Origin of the sequence: Bradyrhizobium sp. in8p8 (assembly GCF_000426845.1) — a bacterium.
Lineage (GTDB): Bacteria > Pseudomonadota > Alphaproteobacteria > Rhizobiales > Xanthobacteraceae > Bradyrhizobium > Bradyrhizobium japonicum_C.
Window position 1 is genome coordinate 118629 of record NZ_AUGD01000006.1, and the last position, 20888, is coordinate 139516.

General features: G+C 63.8%; 18 protein-coding genes. 11 read left to right on the forward strand and 7 right to left on the reverse strand.

Features of this window, described 5'->3' with window-relative positions; translation table 11 throughout:
* Positions 1-94: 94 nt before the first annotated feature.
* From K408_RS0117220 to K408_RS0117240, 5 genes are all read left to right on the forward strand, one after another.
* Complete coding sequence (locus K408_RS0117220) at positions 95-586, forward strand: (2Fe-2S)-binding protein (RefSeq protein ID WP_024339894.1); 492 nt, start codon at positions 95-97, stop codon at positions 584-586.
* Positions 583-1599 carry an FAD binding domain-containing protein gene (locus K408_RS0117225; protein ID WP_024339893.1) on the forward strand — a complete coding sequence of 339 codons (1017 nt, stop codon included), beginning with the start codon at positions 583-585 and terminating at the stop codon, positions 1597-1599. The genes K408_RS0117220 and K408_RS0117225 overlap by 4 nt, the downstream gene beginning before the upstream one ends.
* 7 nt (positions 1600-1606) lie before the next feature.
* A complete protein-coding gene (locus K408_RS0117230) occupies positions 1607-3808 on the forward strand; it encodes a xanthine dehydrogenase family protein molybdopterin-binding subunit (protein WP_024339892.1) in 2202 nt (733 codons plus the stop codon).
* Positions 3809-3904: 96 nt separating this feature from the next.
* Positions 3905-6262 (forward strand): Orn/Lys/Arg family decarboxylase, encoded by a 2358-nt coding sequence (locus K408_RS0117235; protein ID WP_024339891.1) that lies wholly within the window; start codon positions 3905-3907, stop codon positions 6260-6262.
* Between the two features lie 6 nt (positions 6263-6268).
* On the forward strand, positions 6269-6844 hold the full coding sequence (locus K408_RS0117240; RefSeq protein ID WP_024339890.1) for a GNAT family N-acetyltransferase: 576 nt from the start codon (positions 6269-6271) through the stop codon (positions 6842-6844).
* Positions 6845-6847: 3 nt separating this feature from the next.
* Here K408_RS0117240 and K408_RS42765 read toward each other — a convergent pair whose 3' ends face one another.
* Positions 6848-7060 (reverse strand): hypothetical protein, encoded by a 213-nt coding sequence (locus K408_RS42765; protein WP_024339889.1) that lies wholly within the window; start codon positions 7058-7060, stop codon positions 6848-6850.
* 110 nt (positions 7061-7170) lie between these two features.
* Positions 7171-8220: a hydroxyacid dehydrogenase gene (locus tag K408_RS0117250; RefSeq protein WP_024339888.1), complete on the reverse strand. Its 1050-nt coding sequence runs from the start codon at positions 8218-8220 to the stop codon at positions 7171-7173.
* A 232-nt stretch (positions 8221-8452) separates the two neighbouring features.
* Between K408_RS0117250 and K408_RS0117255 the strand changes: the two genes are divergently transcribed.
* The 3 genes from K408_RS0117255 to K408_RS0117265 all read left to right on the forward strand — a co-directional run bounded on the left by K408_RS0117255 (position 8453) and on the right by K408_RS0117265 (position 10093).
* On the forward strand, positions 8453-9019 hold the full coding sequence (locus K408_RS0117255; RefSeq protein ID WP_024339887.1) for a thiamine pyrophosphate-binding protein: 567 nt from the start codon (positions 8453-8455) through the stop codon (positions 9017-9019).
* Between the two features lie 10 nt (positions 9020-9029).
* Positions 9030-9638: a thiamine pyrophosphate-dependent enzyme gene (locus K408_RS0117260; protein WP_024339886.1), complete on the forward strand. Its 609-nt coding sequence runs from the start codon at positions 9030-9032 to the stop codon at positions 9636-9638.
* Positions 9639-9715: 77 nt separating this feature from the next.
* Positions 9716-10093 (forward strand): VanZ family protein, encoded by a 378-nt coding sequence (locus K408_RS0117265; RefSeq protein WP_024339885.1) that lies wholly within the window; start codon positions 9716-9718, stop codon positions 10091-10093.
* Between the two features lie 43 nt (positions 10094-10136).
* Here the strand turns inward: K408_RS0117265 and K408_RS0117270 are convergent, their stop codons facing one another.
* The 5 genes from K408_RS0117270 to K408_RS0117290 form a co-directional block, all read right to left on the reverse strand.
* Positions 10137-10520: a DUF1236 domain-containing protein gene (locus tag K408_RS0117270; protein ID WP_024339884.1), complete on the reverse strand. Its 384-nt coding sequence runs from the start codon at positions 10518-10520 to the stop codon at positions 10137-10139.
* Between the two features lie 235 nt (positions 10521-10755).
* A complete protein-coding gene (locus K408_RS0117275; RefSeq protein WP_196232378.1) occupies positions 10756-12225 on the reverse strand; it encodes a tripartite tricarboxylate transporter permease in 1470 nt (489 codons plus the stop codon).
* 29 nt (positions 12226-12254) lie between these two features.
* The gene (locus K408_RS0117280; RefSeq protein ID WP_024339882.1) at positions 12255-12740 is read right to left on the reverse strand and encodes a tripartite tricarboxylate transporter TctB family protein; all 486 of its coding nucleotides are present in this window, start codon (positions 12738-12740) and stop codon (positions 12255-12257) included.
* Positions 12737-13705: a Bug family tripartite tricarboxylate transporter substrate binding protein gene (locus K408_RS0117285; RefSeq protein ID WP_024339881.1), complete on the reverse strand. Its 969-nt coding sequence runs from the start codon at positions 13703-13705 to the stop codon at positions 12737-12739. The genes K408_RS0117280 and K408_RS0117285 overlap by 4 nt, the downstream gene beginning before the upstream one ends.
* A 305-nt stretch (positions 13706-14010) precedes the next feature.
* Positions 14011-16140: an acetate--CoA ligase family protein gene (locus tag K408_RS0117290; protein ID WP_024339880.1), complete on the reverse strand. Its 2130-nt coding sequence runs from the start codon at positions 16138-16140 to the stop codon at positions 14011-14013.
* 348 nt (positions 16141-16488) lie between these two features.
* Here K408_RS0117290 and K408_RS0117295 point away from each other — a divergent pair, with 348 nt between their 5' ends.
* From K408_RS0117295 to frc, 3 genes are all read left to right on the forward strand, one after another.
* The gene (locus K408_RS0117295) at positions 16489-17184 is read left to right on the forward strand and encodes a GntR family transcriptional regulator (protein ID WP_162250091.1); all 696 of its coding nucleotides are present in this window, start codon (positions 16489-16491) and stop codon (positions 17182-17184) included.
* A 74-nt stretch (positions 17185-17258) separates the two neighbouring features.
* Positions 17259-18992 carry an oxalyl-CoA decarboxylase gene (gene oxc / locus K408_RS0117300; RefSeq protein WP_024339878.1) on the forward strand — a complete coding sequence of 578 codons (1734 nt, stop codon included), beginning with the start codon at positions 17259-17261 and terminating at the stop codon, positions 18990-18992.
* Between the two features lie 61 nt (positions 18993-19053).
* Positions 19054-20331: a formyl-CoA transferase gene (gene frc / locus K408_RS0117305; RefSeq protein WP_024339877.1), complete on the forward strand. Its 1278-nt coding sequence runs from the start codon at positions 19054-19056 to the stop codon at positions 20329-20331.
* The last annotated feature ends 557 nt before the right edge of the window (positions 20332-20888 follow it).

Here is a 20888-nt window from a genome sequence, read left to right on the forward strand (position 1 = left end):
CGCTATCCGTTAGGCGCTATCGGCCAGCGGCGGCAACGCATCCTCGCGTCACATCCACATTTGCCCGGCTCGGCCTTTCCGCAGGGAACACGCCATGGCCGACATCACGGATCAGATCCCCGAACGCATTCCGATCAACCTCGTTGTCAATGGCGCAAGGCGCACACTCGAGGTCATGCCGTGGACCACGCTTCTGGATGCCCTGCGTGACCGTCTGGACCTGACCGGCACCAAGAAGGGCTGCGATCACGGCCAATGCGGCGCCTGTACCGTGCTGGTCGAGGGAAGACGGGTCAATTCCTGCCTGACCCTCGCCGTCATGAAGGATGGGGCCGAGGTCACGACAATCGAAGGCCTGGTCAAGGATGGCGCGCTGCATCCCCTGCAACAGGCCTTCATCGACCATGATGCCTTCCAGTGCGGCTATTGTACGCCCGGACAGATCTGCTCCGCCGCAGGCCTGCTGGCCGAGGGCCGCGCGCGGGATGCCGACGAGATCCGGGAGCTGATGAGCGGAAATCTCTGCCGCTGCGGCGCCTATCCCAACATCGTGGCCGCGATCGAGCAGGCAATGAGCCGGTCATGAACAACTTCCAGTATTCCCGCGCAGGCGACGTCGCAGATGCCATTCGCCTGCTCGCCGCCGATCCAGGCGCGAAGCTGATTGCCGGCGGCACCAACCTGATCGATCTCATGAAGGAGAATGTCGAACGGCCCTCCCGGCTGATCGACATTTCCCGTCTGCCGCTCCGCGACATCGAGGAGACGGCCGACGGCGGCTTGCGCATCGGCGCCTTGGTGCCGAATTCGGACCTCGCCTACCATCCTTTGATCAACCAGCGCTATCCCCTGCTCGCCAGCGCCATCCTGGCCGGAGCCTCCGCGCAGCTGCGCAACATGGCCTCGGTCGGCGGCAACCTGATGCAGCGAACGCGCTGCCCCTATTTCTATGACACGGCGACGCCTTGCAACAAGCGACGTCCGGGCACGGGCTGCTCGGCACTCGACGGCCTCAACCGCAACCATGCCATCCTCGGCACCAGCAAGTCCTGCATCGCGACGAACCCATCCGACATGAGCGTGGCCTTGGCCGCACTCGGCGCGCTCGTGCACATTGCGGGGCCCATGGGTGCGCGTAGCGTTGCGCTGACGGACTTCCACCGGCTTCCCGACGACAAGCCAAATCTCGATACGATACTGGGCCGCAGCGAGATCATCACCGCGATCGAGCTGCCGCCGCACAGCTTTCCGAGGAACTACAGCTATCTTAAGATCCGCGACCGGCTGTCGTACGCCTTCGCTCTCGTATCGGTCGCGGCCGCAATCGAGCTGGAGGGCAACGCGATCAGCGAGGCCCGCCTCGCGCTCGGCGGCGTGGCTCACAAGCCGTGGCGAAGCATGGAGGCCGAGGCGGCCCTGCGCGGTCAGGCGGCAACGCCGGATCATTTTGGGCATGCCGCCGACTTGTTGCTGCAGGGAGCAACTCCTCGCGCGCATAACGGCTTCAAGATCGCGCTCGCGCGCAGAGCCGTCGTGCGTGCGCTGATCCAGGCGGCAAGCGCCACACCACAATCACAAGCTCACAAGAAGATCGCGTGAGGACCCGATGAACGCCTATGTCGGAACACCAACGTCGCGAATCGACGGCCGCGCCAAAGTCACTGGCGCCGCGAAATATGCCGGAGAATTCTCCGCCGATGGCCTCGTCCATGGGTTTGTGGTGGAGGCTACCATACCGCGCGGTCGGATCGTGCGGCTGGATGCCACCGAGGCGCTGAAGGTGGCCGGAGTGCTCGAGGTGCTCACGCACGCCCATCGTCCTCCCCTCGCCGACAAGGATGAGGCCTGGAAGGACGAGGTGGCCCCGGAGGGCTTGCCGTTCCGGCCGCTGTATGACGACATGATCAAGTTCAACGGGCAGCCGATTGCTCTTGTGGTCGCCGAAGAATGGGAGACCGCGAAGTTCGCCGCCACGCTCGTGCGGATCGACTACGAGCAGGATGGGTTTGCCACCGACCTCGAGGCCGAGCGCGGCAGGGCAAGCGAAATGGACAAGCCGCACAAGCCCCGCGGCGACGCCAAAGCAGCGCTTGCGGCCGCAGCCCTGCGGCACGAAGCGGACTACCTCGTTCCGACCGAGCATCACAACCCGATGGAGCTTTATGCGACGACGACGGTCTGGGAAGGCGGCGGCAAGCTCACCGTCTACGACAAGACGCAAGGCGTCCAGAACGTGCAAAAGTTTCTCTGCGCTGTGTTCGACAAGAAGCCCGAGGAGATCCGCGTGCTTTCGCCCTATGTCGGCGGCGCGTTCGGTTCCGGCCTGCGGCCGCAATACCAGGTGGTGTTGGCGACGCTGGCCGCGCTCGCACTCAAGCGCTCCGTCCGCGTCGTGCTGACACGGCAGCAGATGTACGGGCTTGGATATCGGCCGATGACCATCGAGCATGTCGCACTGGGGGCGAGGCCCGACGGCACGCTCGATGCGATCAGCCATGAAGCCATTGCCGTAACCTCACGCTACGAGGACTTTTCCCGCAATGACACCGGCTGGGCCGAGCAGCTGTACAAAAGCTCCAACAGCCACTTTTCCCACAAGCTGGTCGACCTCGACGTCTCGACACCTTGCGACATGCGCGCGCCGGGTGCGGCTTCGGGCGTCTGCGCGCTCGAATGCGCGATGGACGAATTGGCTGTCGCGCTCAAACTCGACCCGATCGAGCTGCGTCTGAAGTGCTACTCGGATCGCGACCAGAGCGAGGGCCTGCCCTACACCAGCAAGCAGTTGCGCCAATGCTACGCCCGCGGCGGAGAAGCGTTCGGCTGGGCGCGGCGTAACCCTGCGCCACGTTCCATGCGCGAGGGCAAGGAACTCGTGGGCTGGGGCATGGCGACGGGGGTGTGGGAGGCGCTGCAGATGCCGGTCGCCGTCCGGATCGTGCTGACGGCCAACGGCCATGCCGAGGTCTCGTGCGCGGCATCCGATATCGGCACCGGCACCTACACCATCGTGGCGCAGGTAGCGGCCGATGCCCTCGGGCTGCCGATCGAGAACATCAGCGTCCGGCTCGCTGATTCGACCCTGCCGCAGGCGCCGGTCGAGGGCGGCTCCTGGATGGCGGCCTCCAGCGCGCACGCCGTGTTGGGAGCGGCGGAAGAAATTCGCCGGGAACTCGTACACCTCGCCAAGGCAATCCCGGGCTCGCCACTCGCCGACCTCGACGCGGCCGCCGTCACCCTGGTCGATGGCATGATCGCCGGTAACGGCAAGAGCGGGGCTGCCGTCTCGATTCCGGATGCCATGCGCCACAGCAAGCTCGAGCGGATCGAAAAGGAGAAGCTCAACCAGTTCGCGGAAGACAAATCACACGCCCGCAACACGCATTCGGCGGTTTTCGCCGAGGTGAAGATCGATGAGGAGCTCGGCGTGATCCGCGTCACGCGTGTCGTGAGCGCGGTTGCGGCCGGACGCATCCTGAACACCAAGACCGGCCGCAGCCAGATCATGGGCGGCGTGGTCTGGGGGATCGGGATGGCGCTGCACGAAGAGACGGTGATGGATCACCGCTTCGGCCGCATCATGAACGCGAACATTGCCGAGTACCACATTCCCGTGAATGCCGACATCCGCGACATCGACGTCATTTTCGTAGACGAGCCCGACGACCGGATCAACAGGCTTGGTATCAAGGGGCTCGGCGAAATCGGCATCGTCGGCGTGCCTGCAGCGATTGCGAACGCCGTCTATCATGCCACCGGCAAGCGCATCCGGCGCTTCCCCATCACGCTGGACAAGCTGCTGGACTGAAGCCGCAGACGCTCGAAGCTCCGCGGCACTCCGCCTGTCATCCAGCTGTCATCGAATGTGCGGAGAGCTGTGTCTTCGCCATATTCGGGACCCGACATGGACTATTTCAAGCGCTTCAATTTCCTGTTCGCCGCACCTGTGTTCGACAGCGACGACCTCGAAGGCATCCGCTTCAACCAGATCATCGAGGAAATCCAGCGCTCCGGCTTCGAAGTGGTCCGTGCCCGCAAGCTGGAAGATGCCGAGATGGCGGTGCAGACCGATGCAGCGATCGGTTGCATGGTGGTGGATTGGGGCAAGAAGGGGCTCGAAGGGAAGACCTCGGCGCTGATCAATCTGATGCGCCGCCGGGGCCTCGACTTCCCCATCATCCTGCTGATCCGCCGCAAGCGGTTCGAGGATCTGCCGGTCGAGGTGCTCGATTTCATCGACGGCTATGTCTTCCTCTCCGAGGAGACACCGCCCTTCATCGCCAAGAACCTGATCAGCCGCCTCAAGCAATATGCCGAGACGCTGAAGACGCCATTCTTCGGCGCGCTGGTCGATTATGCCGAGGAAGGCAACCAGCTCTGGACCTGTCCGGGCCACAACGGCGGCGTGTTCTATAACCGCAGCCCGATCGGACGCGTCTTCGTCGAGCATCTCGGCGAATCCGTGTTCCGCGACGACCTCGACAATTCCGTGCTCGACCTTGGCGACCTCCTCACTCATGAGGGCCCGGCACTGAAGGCGCAGAAGGAAGCGGCGGCAATCTTCGGCGCTGAGAAGACCTATTTCGTGCTCAACGGCACTTCGACCTCAAACAAGGTGGCGCTCGGCGCCCTGGTCACCGACGGCGATCTCGTGCTGTTCGACCGCAACAACCACAAGGCCGCCCATCACGGCGCGCTCATGATCAATGGCGGCATCCCGGTTTACGTCCCCGCCGTCCGCAATGCCTGGGGCCTGATCGGGCCGATGCGTTGGGACATGCTGGACGAGAAGGCCCTGCGCGAGGCGATCCGCAGCCATCCTCTCGTGAATGACCGCGATGCCTGGCGCAAGGAGCGGCCGTTCCGCGTGGCCGTGGTCGAGCAGTGCACCTATGACGGCTCGATCCACAGCGCCGAGATGATCATCAAGCGCATCGGCCATCTCTGCGACTACATCCTGTTCGACGAAGCCTGGGCCGGCTTCATGAAGTTCCATCCGCTGTATGCCGGCCGCTTCGCCATGGGTCTTGCCAATCTCCCTCCGGAAGCGCCGGGCATCATCGCGACCCAGTCGACCCACAAGCAACTCGCGAGTTTTTCGCAGGCTTCCCAGATCCACATCAAGGATCGGCATATTCGGGGCCAGAAGCGACGGGTGGAGCACCGCCGCTTCAACGAAAGCTTCATGCAGCATGCATCAACGTCTCCCTTCTATCCTTTGTTCGCCTCGCTCGACGTCGGCGCACAGATGATGAAGGGCCGCTCCGGTGAAGTGCTGTGGGACGACACGATCCGGCTGGGCATCGAGCTGCGCAAGAAAATCCGCGCGATGCGGCGGGAGTTCGAGGAGAACGAGCAGAAGCCGGATCGCCGCTGGTTCTTCGAGCCCTTCGTTCCCGATCGTGTCGCCATTCCCGACGTAAGCCGCCCCGGCGCCGCCCATAACGTCGCCTGGGAGACGCTCTCCACCGACGAACTCGCGAGCAATCCCGCGCGGTGGCAGCTCTCTCCGGTCAGCAACTGGCACGGCTTTCCCGATCTAGAGGAAGGCTTTGCCATGACCGATCCGAACAAGCTGACCTTGCTCACGCCCGGATTTGATCGTGCATCCGGCGCTTATGCCGAGCACGGCATCCCCGCCCCCGTCGTCGCGCAGTACTTGCGCGAGAATCGTATCGTCCCGGAGAAGAACGACCTCAACTCCCTGCTCTTCCTGCTTACGCCCGGCGTCGAGGCGAGCAAGGCCGGCACGCTGATCTCCGGCCTCGTCGCGTTCAAGCGTCTGCACGACGACAATGCGCTGCTGGCCGAGGCGATCCCGGAATTCCATCAGCGGCGGCAGGCGCGCTACGGCGGCGTTCGCTTGCGCGATCTCTGCGGCGACATGCACCGCTTCTTCCGCGCTGCCGATGTCAGCGCGCTCCAGGCGCGGCAGTTCATGCCCGAGCACATGCCCGAGATCGCAATGTCGCCCCGCGATGCCGCGCGCCATCTGTTCCGCAACGATGTCGATTATCTGCCGATCGAGGCCCTCGCGGGCCGCATCGCCACCACGCCGTTCGTGGTCTACCCGCCCGGCATCGCCACCATCGTGCCCGGCGAGAGGCTGACGGAGCGGGCCAAGCCCATGATCGATTATCTCAAGATGTTCGAGACCTGCTTCAACACGTTCCCCGGCTTCGATGTCGAAATCCAAGGTGTCTACAAGGAGGTCGATGCGAAAGGGCGCATCGGGCTCTACACTTACGTCGTTGCCGAGTAGGTGCCGATGAACGAAACGGCTGTGCGCGCGAGTGACGAACCCGTTCTGGTCAGGTCGTCTCGGGAAAGCGATGTCGAGGCCATGCTGGCGATCTACCGCCATCACGTCCGCGCTGGCGTCCCACGCGATGTCGAGGGAACCGGTGCGCCGGAGCCGGACGATCTGCGCGACCGGCGCAAGAACCTGAAGCAGACCCGCCTGCCGCACCTGGTCGCGACCTATCGCGGCGACATCGTCGGCTATGCCTATGCCGTGCTGTTCCGCAAGCGTCCGGCCTATCGCTACACGGCCAAGCATTCGATCTACGTCCACCACGCGCATCTCGGCCGCGGAGTCGGACGGTTGTTGCTCCAGGAATTGATCGATTGCTGTGCGGCAGCCGGCTTTCGCCAAATGATCGGTTACATCGACGCCGACAACGCCGCCTCGCTGGCACTGCATCAAAAATTCGGTTTCACACGCGCCGGCCTGCTCTGCGGCGTCGCCTATCGCCACGGCCGCTGGTCGGACACGGTGATGGTGCAGCGATCGCTCGGCGCAGGCACGACGACACCTCCGCCAAGTGCGACGCCGGGCCGGTGAGCCTCAGGACGGAAAGTCCGCCGGTTTCACATGAATGCGGTCGGCATGCAGCGACCAGTGATGCAATGCCTGGTCCTTGCAGAACTTCGCCTTGGCCCGTTCCCTGGCCTCGTTCTCGTCGGCGGCCTCGATCTCGAGTGTACCCTGGCAGATCTCGCTCTGCCGGCCATACTCGCCGAGCACGTCCTTCATGAACCTGACGACATAGAGAGACATGGGACCTCCTGCTGCCCCGGCAGCACTCTAGCCCCATTTAGGTGGGACTGGGAAAGGGGATTTTGACGCGGATCAAGCCTGGAGCGCGATTTCGCGCCCGCCGGGTCCGCTTATCCCGGGGTCACGCCGAAGGCCTGCTTGAAGCGCTCCGCATAGCGCGGCCAGACTTCGGGATTGATGATGCGAGGCGGACGTTTGCCGTCGAGCACGTCCAGCACCTGTTCGGCCGCGATGCGACCCATGTTCTGGCGGGCCTCGATGGTGACGCCCGCAGTGTGCGGGCTCGCCAGCACGTTGTCGAACTGAAGCAGCGGATGGTCCGGCGGCGGCGGTTCCTTGGACCAGACGTCCAGGCCGGCACCCGCGATGCGCTTGTCGCGCAACGCCTGGAGCAGCGCGTCCTCGTCGTGGATGAAGCCGCGCGCGGTGGTGATGAAATAGGCATGCGGCTGCATCAGCGCGAATTCTCGAACGCTGATCATGTTGCGGCTACCCTTGTTGAGTGGACAGGAGATCGATACGAAATCGGAGCGGCGCAGCAGCTCGTCGAGCTCGACCTTTTCGCCGCCCCGCTCGGCCATGACCTCGGCCGAAAGGTACGGATCGTAGGCCAGCACCTTCATGCCGAGCAGCCCCTTGCACAGAGCGGCAATGCGCCGGCCGACATTGCCGAGACCGATGATGCCGACGGTCTTGTGCTCGACCTCGTTTCCGACGAGTTCGTTGCGGTTGACATCGCGCTCACGGCGCAAGCGACGGTCGGATTGGATGATGCGCTTGGAGAGGGTCAGCATCATCGCCAGGGCATGCTCGGCGACCGAATGGGCGTTGCCGCCGGACTGATTGACGACCACGACACCCGCGTCCGTGCAAGCCTCGACATCGACCGGGTCGAAGCCGGCGCCGTTGCTGGAGACCAGCAGCAGGTTCGGCGTCCGCTTCAGGAAGGCCGCGTCCACGTGGAAATGCGGCGCCAGCTCGTCACGGGCCGCGCCGATCTGGTAGACATGGGCGGCGCTCAGGATCGGCGCGTAGAAATCTTCCGGGCTCTCGTTCTCGATCCGATCGAGCCTGACGTCGGGCCGCGCCTTCAGGATGTCGATATAGATCGGATTGGCCAGGTATTTGACGTAGAAGACGCGTTTGTTGTTGACGGACATCAGGACCCTTCCGGCTCGCTCGCGAGGGACTTCGGAAGATCGACGCGCGATGCGCTCCCTCCACTGCCGCCTCCCGTTTTTCGTTGCCGCACCTATGACATGGCGGTACCGGCCGCGGCAGGCCATCTGGCGCAGATCACGGTGCAGGCCCGGACATGTTGACAATCCCACTGCCTGCGTCAAGTTCGAAGGATCGCTGCCAAGAAGCATGCGCGGCCGAAGGGAGAACGCAATGGCGGTTGCGGAACAGCAGACCTCGCGCCAACCGACACAGGAATCCGGCGGAAGAAGCTGGCACACCATCGTCCTGCAAACCCTGAAGCGGAACGAGATCAGCCTCATCCCCTACGTGCCCGATCGCGTTCTGACGCCGCTGATCAAGAACCTGCATGCTGATCCCTTCTTCACCACCTTTGCCACCGCGCGCGAGGAGGAAGCCGTCGGCATCGTGTCGGGCGCCTGGATGGGCGGCCGGCGCGGCGCGGTGCTGATGCAGACGTCGGGCTTTGCCACGCTCGCCAATGTGCTGGCCTCGCTCGCGGTGCCCTACCAGATTCCGCTCATCATGTTTGTCTCCGAGCGCGGCACGCTCGGCGAGTTCAACTACGGCCAGTCACTGGTCTGCCGCACCATGCGTCCAGTTCTGGATTCTCTGGCGCTGGAGCACCACACCATCACCCGGCTCGACGAGCTCGAATTCATCGCCGACCGCTCGATCAAACAGGCCGTCACCACGCAGGCGCCGGTGGCGCTGATCCTCAACCCGCTGCTCACCGGCGGCAAGGTGTTCGACAAGTGAGGCCGGCCACATGAATACAGACGTGAGCGCGCGCAATACCAAGGTGATGAACCGCTTCGATGTGACCTCGCGGCTGATCACGAAACTCAAGCACGAAGAAGCGGTGATCGGCGGTATCGGCAACACCAATTTCGACCTCTGGGCCGCCGGCCACCGTCCGCAGAATTTCTACATGCTGGGCAGCATGGGGCTTGCTTTCCCGATCGCCCTTGGTGTCGCGCTGGCGCAGCCCGAGCGCCGGGTCTTTGCGCTCGAAGGCGACGGTTCGCTACTGATGCAGCTCGGCGCGCTCTCGACGATCGCCACCCTGAAGCCGGAAAACCTCACGATGATCGTGATGGACAATGGCATCTACCAAATCACCGGTGCGCAGCCGACGCCGGCAGCGAACGTCGCCGACATTGTAGCCATCGCCATCGGCTCCGGGCTCGCCAACAGCGCCTGGGCCGCGGACGAGGAGGATTTCGAGCGGCTGGTCGAAGAGGCGTTGGCCGCCAGGGAGCCCCGCCTGATCGCGGTCCGGATCGATGACAAGCCAGGCGTCGGCACCACCCGCCGCGACCCCGTGCAAATCCGGGAACTGTTCATGCACGGCCTCGGCGTGCGCGAGCCACTTTAACGTTTCGTCATTAACTACACGTCGATCTGATCGCGGCACTGCACCGGGCCGTTGCATATCTGTGCTAAGCGGGCCCGATGTCCATTTTGGTTCGTTCCACTGCCTGGCTGCTGGCAGCCGCCGTCACTTTCGCAACCCTCGGCCCGCCGGGCCTGCGACCCCATTCCAATCTTGGCCAGGACGGCGAACATGCGCTCGCCTTCATCCTGGTGGGACTTGCCTTCGGCCTCGCATATCGGAGGCGACGTTTGCTGATTGCGGCGGCATCGGTCATCCTCATCGGCTTGCTGGAACTGATGCAATTCTGGGCACCCGGGCGTCATGCGCGGCTGGAGGACTTTCTGGTCGATGCATCCACGGCCTGCCTCGGCTTTGCCCTCGCTGCCGCTGTCGACTGGGCCATGACCCGGCTTCGCCCAAATTCGACCCTGACGAGCGAAGGCCCCGCGGAGTGACTCGCCGCAGGGCCCACCTTCTCAGCACTCAGGCAAGCGCAGATCAGTCGATGATCTTGACCACGCGGCGCGTGCGCGGCTCGACGATCACGCGGCGATCGTTCACGACCGCATAGCGATACTCGGTGTAGTTCGGCACCGGGCGCAGCACGACCGTTGAAGGAAGCGGTTCGCCGACGACGACGCGCTCCTGGACCACGACGGAGTCACTGCGCGGGATCCCGCCCAGAATCGCATTCGGGATTTCGAGACCTGCGCCAACGGCTGCCCCAACGGTCCCACCGACCATCGCACCGATCGGTCCACCGATGTCACCCCCCGCGCGCGCGCCGTCCGCGGCGCCCTGGGCGGTCGTCGACTGGGCAAAGGCTGAGCTCGACGCCAGCAGCGAGGCGGCAGCCAACGAAATCGCAAGACGGGTTTTCATGTCCTTGAGTCTCCAGTTTGTCATGCGCCTTCAACCGCGGGGCCAAAGCATTGTTCCAGTTCCCAGGGGCCAAGGTACGCCAAAGTCCAGAGACTGTTACGCCGGAACAGTTCAAGCTGCGGATCTTGTGCCTCGCCCCGAATTTCAACGCGCGGCAAGGAGCGAGCGATGTTCGAAGGGCATGGCATTGTCCACGGGATGAACGCCGCGTGAGATCGTGCCTGCGTCGGAACGGCTAATCTTCGTTCGCCTTGAACCGCCCGAGCCCCTTCAAAACGAAGGGCGCCAGCAGCGCGATCAACGCGACTGCAAGCAGCGTCGCCGAGATCGGGCTCTGCGCCAGCGTCATGGGATCGCCGAGGCTGATTGCGAGGGCTCTGCGCAACTGGCTTTCGGCGATCGGGCCGAGGATAAGACCCACGACGACGGGCGCGATCGGAAAATCGAACCGGCGCATCAAGAAGCCGAGCACGCCAAAGCCCGCCAGCATCGACAATTCGATTGCCGACGGCTTCGCGGCGATGGTGCCCATGGTTGCGAAGACGAGGATGCCCGCATAGAGCCAAGGCTGCGGAACTGCGAGCAGCCGCACCCACAGGCCAACCAGCGGTAAGTTGAGGACCAGCAGCATGCAATTGGCGATAAAGAGACTCGCGATCAGGCCCCACACCAGGTCAGGACGCTCAGCGAACAGCAGCGGTCCCGGATTGAGGCCGTATTGCTGGAAACCTGCCAGCATCATCGCGGCGGTCGCGGAGGTCGGCAACCCCAGTGTCAAGAGCGGCACCAGCGTGCCGGCGGCGGAGGCGTTGTTGGCCGCTTCCGGCCCCGCCACACCTTCGATCGCGCCCTTGCCAAATTCTTCGGGATGTTTGGTCAGGCGCTTCTCGGTCGAATAGGAGAGGAAGGTCGGGATCTCCGCACCGCCCGCCGGCAGCGCGCCGATCGGAAAGCCAAACATCGTGCCGCGCAGCCACGGCTTCCATGACCGCTTCCAGTCTTCTTTCGTCATCCACAGCGAGCCGCGCACCGGCTCGAGCTTCTCCTCGGTGTGGCGGCGGCGCGATGCGACGTAAAGGGCTTCACCAACCGCGAACAGGCCGACAGCAAGCGTGGTCACCTCCACACCATCGAGCAACTCGGGGACGCCGAATGCAAGCCGTGCCTGACCTGTCAGCTTGTCAATTCCCACGAGGCCCAGCGTCAGGCCAATGAACAGGCTGGTCAAACCGCGAACCGGGGAATCGCCGAAGGTTGCCGACACTGTGACGAAGGCAACGCACATCAGTGCGAAATAATCCTCCGGTCCAAAGCGCACGGCGACATCGACCAGCCATGGCGCGAGGAACGCCAGCCCGATCGTGGCGATGGTCCCGGCGACAAAGGAGCCAATCGCAGAGGTCGCCAGCGCCGGGCCGCCGCGGCCGGCCTTCGCCATCTTGTTGCCTTCGAGCGCGGTCGCCATCGACGCGCTCTCGCCAGGCGTATTGATGAGGATCGCGGTCGTCGATCCGCCATACATGCCGCCATAATAGATGCCGGCGAACATGATGAGCGAGCCGCCGGGATCGAGCTTGTACGTGACCGGCAACAGCAGCGCGACGGTCAAGGCCGGGCCGATGCCGGGCAGCACGCCCACGGCCGTGCCGAGGAACACGCCGATCAGGGCATAGAGCAGATTCATCGGCTGGATGGCGACCGCCATGCCGTGGGCCAGCGCGGCAAAAGTGTCGATCACAGGAGGCGCTCCAGCGGGCCGGCCGGAAGGCTCAGCGTCAACAACCGGTCGAAAACGAGATAGATGAGCGTCGACATCACGAGGGCAATAATAGAATCGACCAGGATCGCTCGGCGTCCGAAGGCTGCCGACGTCGTGACGAACAGTGCCGAGGTCGCCAGGATGAAGCCGCCGCCGAAGCCGATGACGGCAATCAGCAGCGCCAGGCCGACGAGGATCAGAAGCACCGGAACTGGATCGGCGCTCTCACGCGCTGGCAGATTGCCGCGCAGCGCGTTGATGAAATTGCCGATCGCGAGCAGCGCGAGCCCGGTGGCGACCACGATCGGCATGGCCTCCGGCCCCATCCCGTACATCGCGACAGATTGCAGGCCTCGTGCATCCCAGACCAGCACCGCGGCGAGACCTGCTAGCAGCGCAGCGATGACGAGGCCGGCGGGATCGACGCGCCGGGGCGATTGGGTGGAATCGCCTGAGGTCACGATTTGACGAGGCCGACCGATTTCAGCACGTCGGTGACGCGCACGGCTTCCTTCTTCAGGAAATCGGCGAAAGCATCGCCGCCGAGATAGGCGTCCTCCCAGCCCTTCTGCTTGAGGATCTCCTTCCAGGCGTCGGACTTCACCATCTTCTCGACCGCATCACTCAAGGTCTTGCGCTGCTCCGGCGTGATGCCGGGAGGCGCGACCACCGAACGCCAGTTGGCGATCACGAGGTCCACGCCTTGCTCCCGAAACGTTGGAATATCGCTGCCGGCAATGCGCTTCTCCGATGTCACGCCGAGCGCGCGCAGCTTGCCGGACTTGATCTGCCCTTCGTATTCGCTCAGCCCGGAAATGCCAGCGGTGACCTTGCCGCCGAGAATCGCGGCCAGCGACTCGCCACCGCCGGAGAACGGAATGTAGTTGATCTTCTTCGGGTCGGCGCCGACAGCGCCGGCGAACAATGCAGCCATCACATGGTCGACGCCGCCAGCCGAGCCGCCGGCGAAAGTCACCTTGGCGATATCAGCTTTCACCGCGGCGGCCAGATCCTGCGCATTCTTGATCGGCGAATTCGCGGGCACCACGATGACCTGGATCTCCTCGGTGAGCCGGGCGATCGGCGTCACCTGCTCCAGCGTGACCGGCGACTTGTTCATGGCAAGCGCGCCCACCATGACGAAGCCGTTGACCATCATCTGGTTGCCGTCGCCCTTGGCTCCGTTGACGAACTGCGCGATGCCGACACTGCCGCCCGCGCCGGGAACATTGGTCACTTGCACGCTGCGCGCGACGCCAGAAGCCACCAGAGCCTGCTGCATCGAGCGCGCGGTCTGGTCCCAGCCCCCGCCCGGAGCCGCCGGCGCCATCAGCTTGAGCTCGAGCTGTTGGGCAAAGGCCGGATTGGCTGCCGCAAGGCCCAGCGCGACGGCTGCGCCGAGAAGGCGCGTGGGAAATCGGAACATGGGGGCATCTCCAGGCTCACGCGGACATTTGCCGCATTGTGTCGTTTGGTCGCATATCAGCCAAAACGGCCGATGCTGTCCAGCGACAACTCCCGGGGTTTGTTCAACGGGGTTTCGGACTCACCCGGCCGAATGCGGCCGTTGCGCCTCCTGCCGGCTTCTGATCGGGGCTCAATCGTTCTGCGCAGGGATCACGTTCTTGATCATCGCGACCTGCGCTGGGGAACGCGGAGCGGGCCTGACCTGGAATTAGAGATCCCGGGTCGATGCTTCGCATCGGCCCGGGATGACGGGAGAGATAGTGATCAGAGCAGCCCTGCCCCGCGCGCCCATCTGTACTTGGCGCCCAACACCTCGACCGGGAGCTCGGTCGAATAGGCATAGGCCGGGATGCCGTTCTGGTAGAGATATTCGGCGGCTTCCTCGACCTCGACGTCGCCGGCGAGCGAGGCAACCATCGGCTTCACGAAGCCCTTGGCCTCCATCTCCTTCTTCACCTCAACCATATTGCGGGCGAACACCATCGGCGGGGTGACGATGGTGTGCCAATAGCCGAGGATCAGCGCGTGGATGCGCTCGTCCGACAGGCCGAGCTTCACCGTATTGACGTAGGTGATCGGCGGCTCGCCGCCGGTGATGTCCACAGGATTTCCGGCCGCACCAAACGGCGGGATGAACTTGCGGAAGGCAGCATCGAGATCCGGTGGCATCGACATCAGCGACAGACCGTTGTCGACACAGGAGTCCGACAGCAGCACGCCCGAGCCGCCGGCCCCCGTGATGATCAGCACGTTCTCCCCCTTCGGCGTCGGCAGCACTGGCACGCCGCGGGCGAATTCGAGCAGCTGACGCAAGCTCCGCGCGCGGATCACGCCGGACTGCTTGAACACGTCTTCATAGATGCGGTCGTTGCCAGCAAGCGCCCCGGTGTGCGAGGAGGCCGCCTTCGCCCCCGCAGACGTGCGGCCGGCCTTCAGCACGACCACTGGCTTCTTCTTGGATACCCGTTTTGCCGCTTCAGCAAAGGCGCGTCCGTCCTTGAGGTCTTCGCAGTGCTGCGCGATCAGGTTGGTGTTCGGATCCTGCTCGAAGAACGCGAGCAGATCGTCCTCGTCGATGTCGGACTTGTTGCCCAGGCCGACGATTGCCGAGACGCCCATTTTCGCCGAGCGCGAGAAGCCGATGATGGCCATGCCGATGCCGCCCGACTGCGACGACAGTGCCGCGTGGCCTTTCACATCGTAAGCCGTGCAGAAGGTCGCGCAGAGATTGGCCGGCGTATAATAGAAGCCGTAGATGTTCGGCCCCATCAGGCGGATGTCGTACTTCTTGCCGACCTCGACGATCTCGGCCTGCAGCTCCGGCGCACCGGCTTCGGCGAAGCCCGACGGAATCAGCACTGCGCCCGGAATTTTCTTCTCTCCGCATTCGGTGAGCGCCGCGGCGACGAACTTCGCGGGAATCGCGAACACCGCGACGTCGATCACACCTGGCACGTCCTTGACGCTCTTGTAGGCCTTATAGCCGAGGATCTCGGCGGCCTTCGGATGAATAGGATAGATGTCGCCCTTGTAACCGCCGTTGATCAGGTTCTTCATCACGGAGTTGCCGATCTTGCCGTCTTCGGCCGAGGCGCCGACCACGGCGACCGCTTTCGGCTGCATGATGCGGTTCATGGCCGCGACGATCTCTTCGGTCGGGCGCGGCTTGGGCTTGGGTACATAGGCGAAGTCGACGACGATACGGACGTCGGCGGCCGTCGCATCCTTCGGCGTTGCGAACACGGGGTTGAGATCGAGTTCTACGATCTCAGGGAAATCGGTGACGAGTTGCGAAACCTTGACGATGACGTCAGCGAGGGCGTTGCGGTTCACCGGCTCGCCGCCGCGCACGCCCTTCAGAATCTCATGTGCCTGGATGCCGTCGAGCATCGAGAGCGCGTCTTCCCTGGTTGCTGGCGCGAGGCGGAAGGTGATGTCCTTGAGGACTTCGACCAGGACGCCGCCAAGGCCGAACGCCACCAGCTTGCCGAACGAGGCGTCGGTGATCGAGCCGACGATCACTTCGGTGCCGCCGGCCAGCATCTGCTGCACCTGAACGCCTTCGATCTTGGCGTCGGACTTGTATTTCTTGGCGTTGGAAAGAATGGTCTCGTAGGCCTTCTCGGCTTCTTCAGTTGTCTTGAGGCCGACGATCACGCCACCGGCCTCGGTCTTGTGGAGAATGTCCGGCGAGACGATCTTCATCACGACCGGGAAGCCCATCGACGAGGCCATCTTCCCAGCCTCGCCGGCCGATTTCGCCACGCCCTCTTTCGGCACCGGAATGCCGTAGGCGTCGCAGACCAGCTTGCCTTCCGGCGCCGTCAGGCTGGTGCGGTTGTCCGCCTTGACCTGGTCAAGCACCTTGCGGACGGCATCTTTGGAATTGGACATGTGGCGTCTCCCTGGACCTGAGTTCGTTCTTTTCAAAGCGCGCGCGTGGTGCGGCTGCCTGTGATGCTTGCCATTTGCCGCGCTCTGTTCCATGCGGCGGAACGGAGTGGCATAAGCCCAAGACTACTCCGCCGGCTTGGATCAAAAATGGCTGGCGATGGCATTTGGTATGCCAGAAGCCAACTTGTCAAGGCGATGCTTCTCTTGGAACGCCGCAAAAAATCGCCAGCTTGACATTCTGGCATGTGGTATGCCAAAAACTTTCCCATAGATATTCCTGTAAAAGACGACTCCCACTGGAGGAGATTCGTCGTGTCACTACGGAAACCAACCAAGGCATTGCCGAACATGGCCGAGGCAGACATCGCAATCGTTCGTATTGCCCCGGAGAGCAGCTTCAAGAACAAGGCGTACGACGCGTTGAAGGAAGCCATCCTCAAGATGGACATCTATTCGACGCCCGAGCCGGTCATGCTCGACGAGCGCGCGTTGTCCGAACGGCTCGGCGTCAGCCGCACCCCGATCCGCGAAGCGATCGCGATGCTCGAGCAGGACGGTTTCGTGAAGACGGTTCCGCGCCGCGGCATCATGGTGGTGCGCAGGACCAAGAGCGAGATCGTCGACATGATCCGCGCCTGGGCGGCGCTGGAGAGCATGGCCGCGCGCCTGATCACCACCACCGCGCGCAAGAAGGACATCACGGCGCTGCGCGACTTCTTCAAGGATTTCGGCAAGGACCGCCTGCCCGAGGATCACGTCGAGGAATATTCGCGCGCCAACATCGCATTCCACCAGGCGCTGATCTCGCTGTCGGAATCCCCCGTGCTGGTCGATCTCACCAACGACCTCCTGCTGCACGTGCGCGGCTATCGGCAGCTCACCATCGGACGCAAGGACCGCACCGCGACGTCGCTGCCCGAGCATCTCGGCATCATCGAAGCGCTGGAAGCGCGCGACACCGAGCTCGCCGAGAAGCGCGCCCGCGATCACACCCTCGGGCTTGCCGCTTACGTCGAAGCGCACGGCCAGGAACTGTTCACTTAGTTTTTTTGCTAGCAGACGCTCACCAGAAGGGCGAACCACTCGCCCCATGACTTGAGACCAGGGAGACAAAGCCCATGCTGAATACCGCGACCAAGTCCGAGGCACCGGGCACCGAGCAGGAACTGACGGATGGCTTCCATCTCGTCATCGACGCGCTCAAGCTGAACGGCATCAACACCATTTATAATGTGCCGGGCATCCCGATCACGGATTTGGGCCGTATGGCGCAGGCCGCCGGTATTCGCGTGATCTCCTTCCGCCACGAGCAGAACGCCGGCTACGCAGCAGGCATCGCCGGCTATCTCACCAAGAAGCCCGGCGTCTGTCTCACCGTCTCGGCCCCCGGCTTCCTCAACGGCCTTACCGCGCTCGCGCACGCCACCACCAACTGCTACCCGATGATCCTGGTCTCCGGCTCCTCCGAGCGCGAGATCGTCGACCTCCAGCAGGGTGACTACGAGGAAATGGACCAGCTCGCGATCGCAAAGCCGCTGTGCAAGGCGGCCTATCGCGTGCTGCACGCCCAGGACATCGGCATCGGCTTTGCCCGCGCCATCCGCGCCGCGGTCTCGGGCCGTCCGGGCGGCGTCTATCTCGACCTGCCGGCAAAGCTGTTCGGCCAGGTCATGAACGCAGAGGCCGGCCAGAAATCGCTGGTCAAGGTCATCGATGCTGCGCCCGCGCAGATCCCCTCGCCCGCTTCGGTCAAGCGCGCGCTCGACGTGCTCAGGAGCGCCAAGCGTCCGCTCATCATCCTCGGCAAGGGCGCGGCCTACGCGCAGGCGGATGAAGAGATCAAAAGCTTCGTCGAGAAGAGCGGCGTGCCGTTCCTGCCCATGAGCATGGCCAAGGGCCTGCTGCCCGATACCCATCCGCAATGCGCCGGCGCCGCGCGCTCGACCGTGCTGAAGGATTCCGACGTCGTCATGCTGATCGGCGCGCGGTTGAACTGGCTGCTCTCGCACGGCAAGGGCAAGAGCTGGGGCGAGGCGCCCAAGAAGTTCATCCAGGTCGACATCGAGCCGAAGGAGATGGACTCCAACGTCGAGATCGTCGCGCCCGTCGTCGGCGACATCGGCTCGGTCGTCTCCGCCTTCAACCAGGCGCTTGCGTCAGGGTGGACTGCGCCGCCCGCCGAATGGACCAAGGCCATTTCGGCCAAGCGCGAAGAGAACGTCGCCAAGATGGCGCCGAAGCTCATGAACAACAAATCGCCGATGGACTATCACGGCGCGCTCGGCGTGCTGAAGAACGTCATCAAGGAGTACCCCGAAGCGATCCTCGTCAACGAGGGCGCCAACACGCTCGACCTCGCCCGCGGCGTCATCGACATGTACCGCCCGCGCAAGCGCCTCGACGTCGGCACCTGGGGCGTGATGGGCATCGGCATGGGCCAGGCGATCGCGGCCGCGCTCGAGACCGGTCATCCCGTGCTCGCGGTGGAAGGCGATTCCGCCTTCGGCTTCTCCGGCATGGAGATCGAGACCATCTGCCGCTACAACCTGCCGATCTGCGTCGTCATCTTCAACAATGACGGCATCTATCGCGGCACCGACGTCAACAGCGCCAACGCCGACCCCGCGACGACGGTGTTCGTCAAGGGCGCGCGCTACGACAAGATGATGGAAGCTTTCGGCGGCGTCGGCGTGAATGCGACCTCGCCGGACGAGCTGAAACGCGCCGTGAACGAGGCCATGAAGTCCGGCAAGCCGACGCTCATCAACGCGGTGATCGATCCCGCCGCCGGCTCGGAGAGCGGCCGCATCGGCAACCTCAACCCGCAGAGCGTTCTGCAGAAGAAGAAGTAACTCCACCCCGCAACCCTTTTCCCTGCCGGGTGCAGGGGCAGACAGAGTACGGAGCAACACGATGACCAAAGCGCTCGAGGGCGTTCGCATTCTCGACTTCACCCACGTCCAGTCCGGGCCGACCTGCACGCAGTTGCTCGCATGGTTCGGCGCCGACGTGATCAAGGTGGAACGCCCCGGCGTGGGCGATATCACGCGCGGCCAACTGCAGGACATCCCGAACGTGGACAGCCTGTATTTCACCATGCTCAACCACAACAAGCGTTCGATCACGCTCGACACCAAGAACCCGAAGGGCAAGGAGGTCCTCACCGAGCTGATCAAGAAGTGCGACGTGCTGGTCGAGAATTTCGGCCCCGGCGTGCTCGACCGCATGGGCTTCCCCTGGGAGAAGATCCAGGAGATCAACCCGAAGATGATCGTCGCCTCGATCAAGGGCTTTGGCCCCGGACCGTACGAAGACTGCAAGGTCTATGAGAACGTCGCCCAGTGCACCGGCGGCGCCGCCTCGACCACAGGATTCCGCGACGGCGTGCCGCTCGTCACCGGCGCACAGATCGGCGATTCCGGCACCGGCCTGCATCTGGCGCTCGGCATCGTCACCGCGCTCTTCCAGCGCACCCACACCGGCAAGGGCCAGCGCGTCACCGCGGCGATGCAGGACGGCGTGCTCAACCTCTGCCGCGTCAAGCTGCGCGACCAGCAGCGTCTCGCCCATGGCCCGCTCAAGGAATACAGCCAATTCGGTGAAGGCGTGCCGTTCGGCGATGCCGTGCCGCGCGCCGGCAACGATTCCGGCGGCGGCCAGCCCGGCCGCATCCTGAAGTGCAAGGGCTGGGAAACCGATCCCAACGCCTACATCTACTTCATCACCCAGGCTCCGGTCTGGGAGAAGATCTGCGACGTGATCGGCGAGCCCTCGTGGAAGACCGATCCGAACTACGCCAAGCCGGCGGCGCGGCTGCCGCGCCTCAACGAGATCTTCGCCCGCATCGAGCAGTGGACGATGACCAAGACCAAGTTCGAGGCGATGGAGATCCTCAACAAGGACGACATCCCCTGCGGCCCGATCCTGTCGATGAAGGAGATCGCCGAAGACCAGTCGCTGCGCGCGACCGGCACGGTCGTCGAGGTCGACCATCCCACCCGTGGCAAGTACATCTCGGTCGGCAACCCGATCAAGCTGTCGGATAGCCCGAGCGACGTGCAGCGCTCGCCCCTGCTCGGCGAGCACACCGACGAGATCCTGCGCTCCGTGCTCGGCTTCTCCGACCACCAGGTCGCCGAGATCCACAAGTCCGGCGCCCTCGACCCGCCGCAGAAGCAGGCGGCGGAGTAAGCGGGCCGCCATGAGCCAGACGAAAGGGCCGCCCGAAGGGGCGGCCCTTTTTGCTAGGGAACGCCGAGCATGACAGGCGCCAATTCAAAGAGCCGAAAAACAACCCCATGCACAGTAGCCATCCCATTGGCACGCAACGATATTTCTGATTCGACGAAAAAATCCTGACCCGTCGGGCAAAACAGGGGTATTGTGCCATCGTGGATGTTGTGCCGGGAGCGGAGCGCTCGCTGTTGCCACATCGGAACGGATCCCCGAACACACCGTCGACGGAAGCGGACGCGCCGGATTGGCCTCCGGCTAATCGAGCCCCTCAGCGATCTCCCGCAGCCCGTTGCTCGCGAAAACACTTCACCACCGTCGCATTGAACTCGCGATGAACCATGAACTGGTCCCGGTTGTCTGAACAAAAATTCCGCGTCGATAAGTGAAGTCTCAGCCAGGGCTAGGCCGCCGCGCGGAGCAGAGGAAGATCAAAAGTAGGCTTCTTGATCGGGGGTACGGTCGTCAAGACTCGAGTGAGGTCGTTGTCCGTTGTACTACGAGGTTTAAGAAGG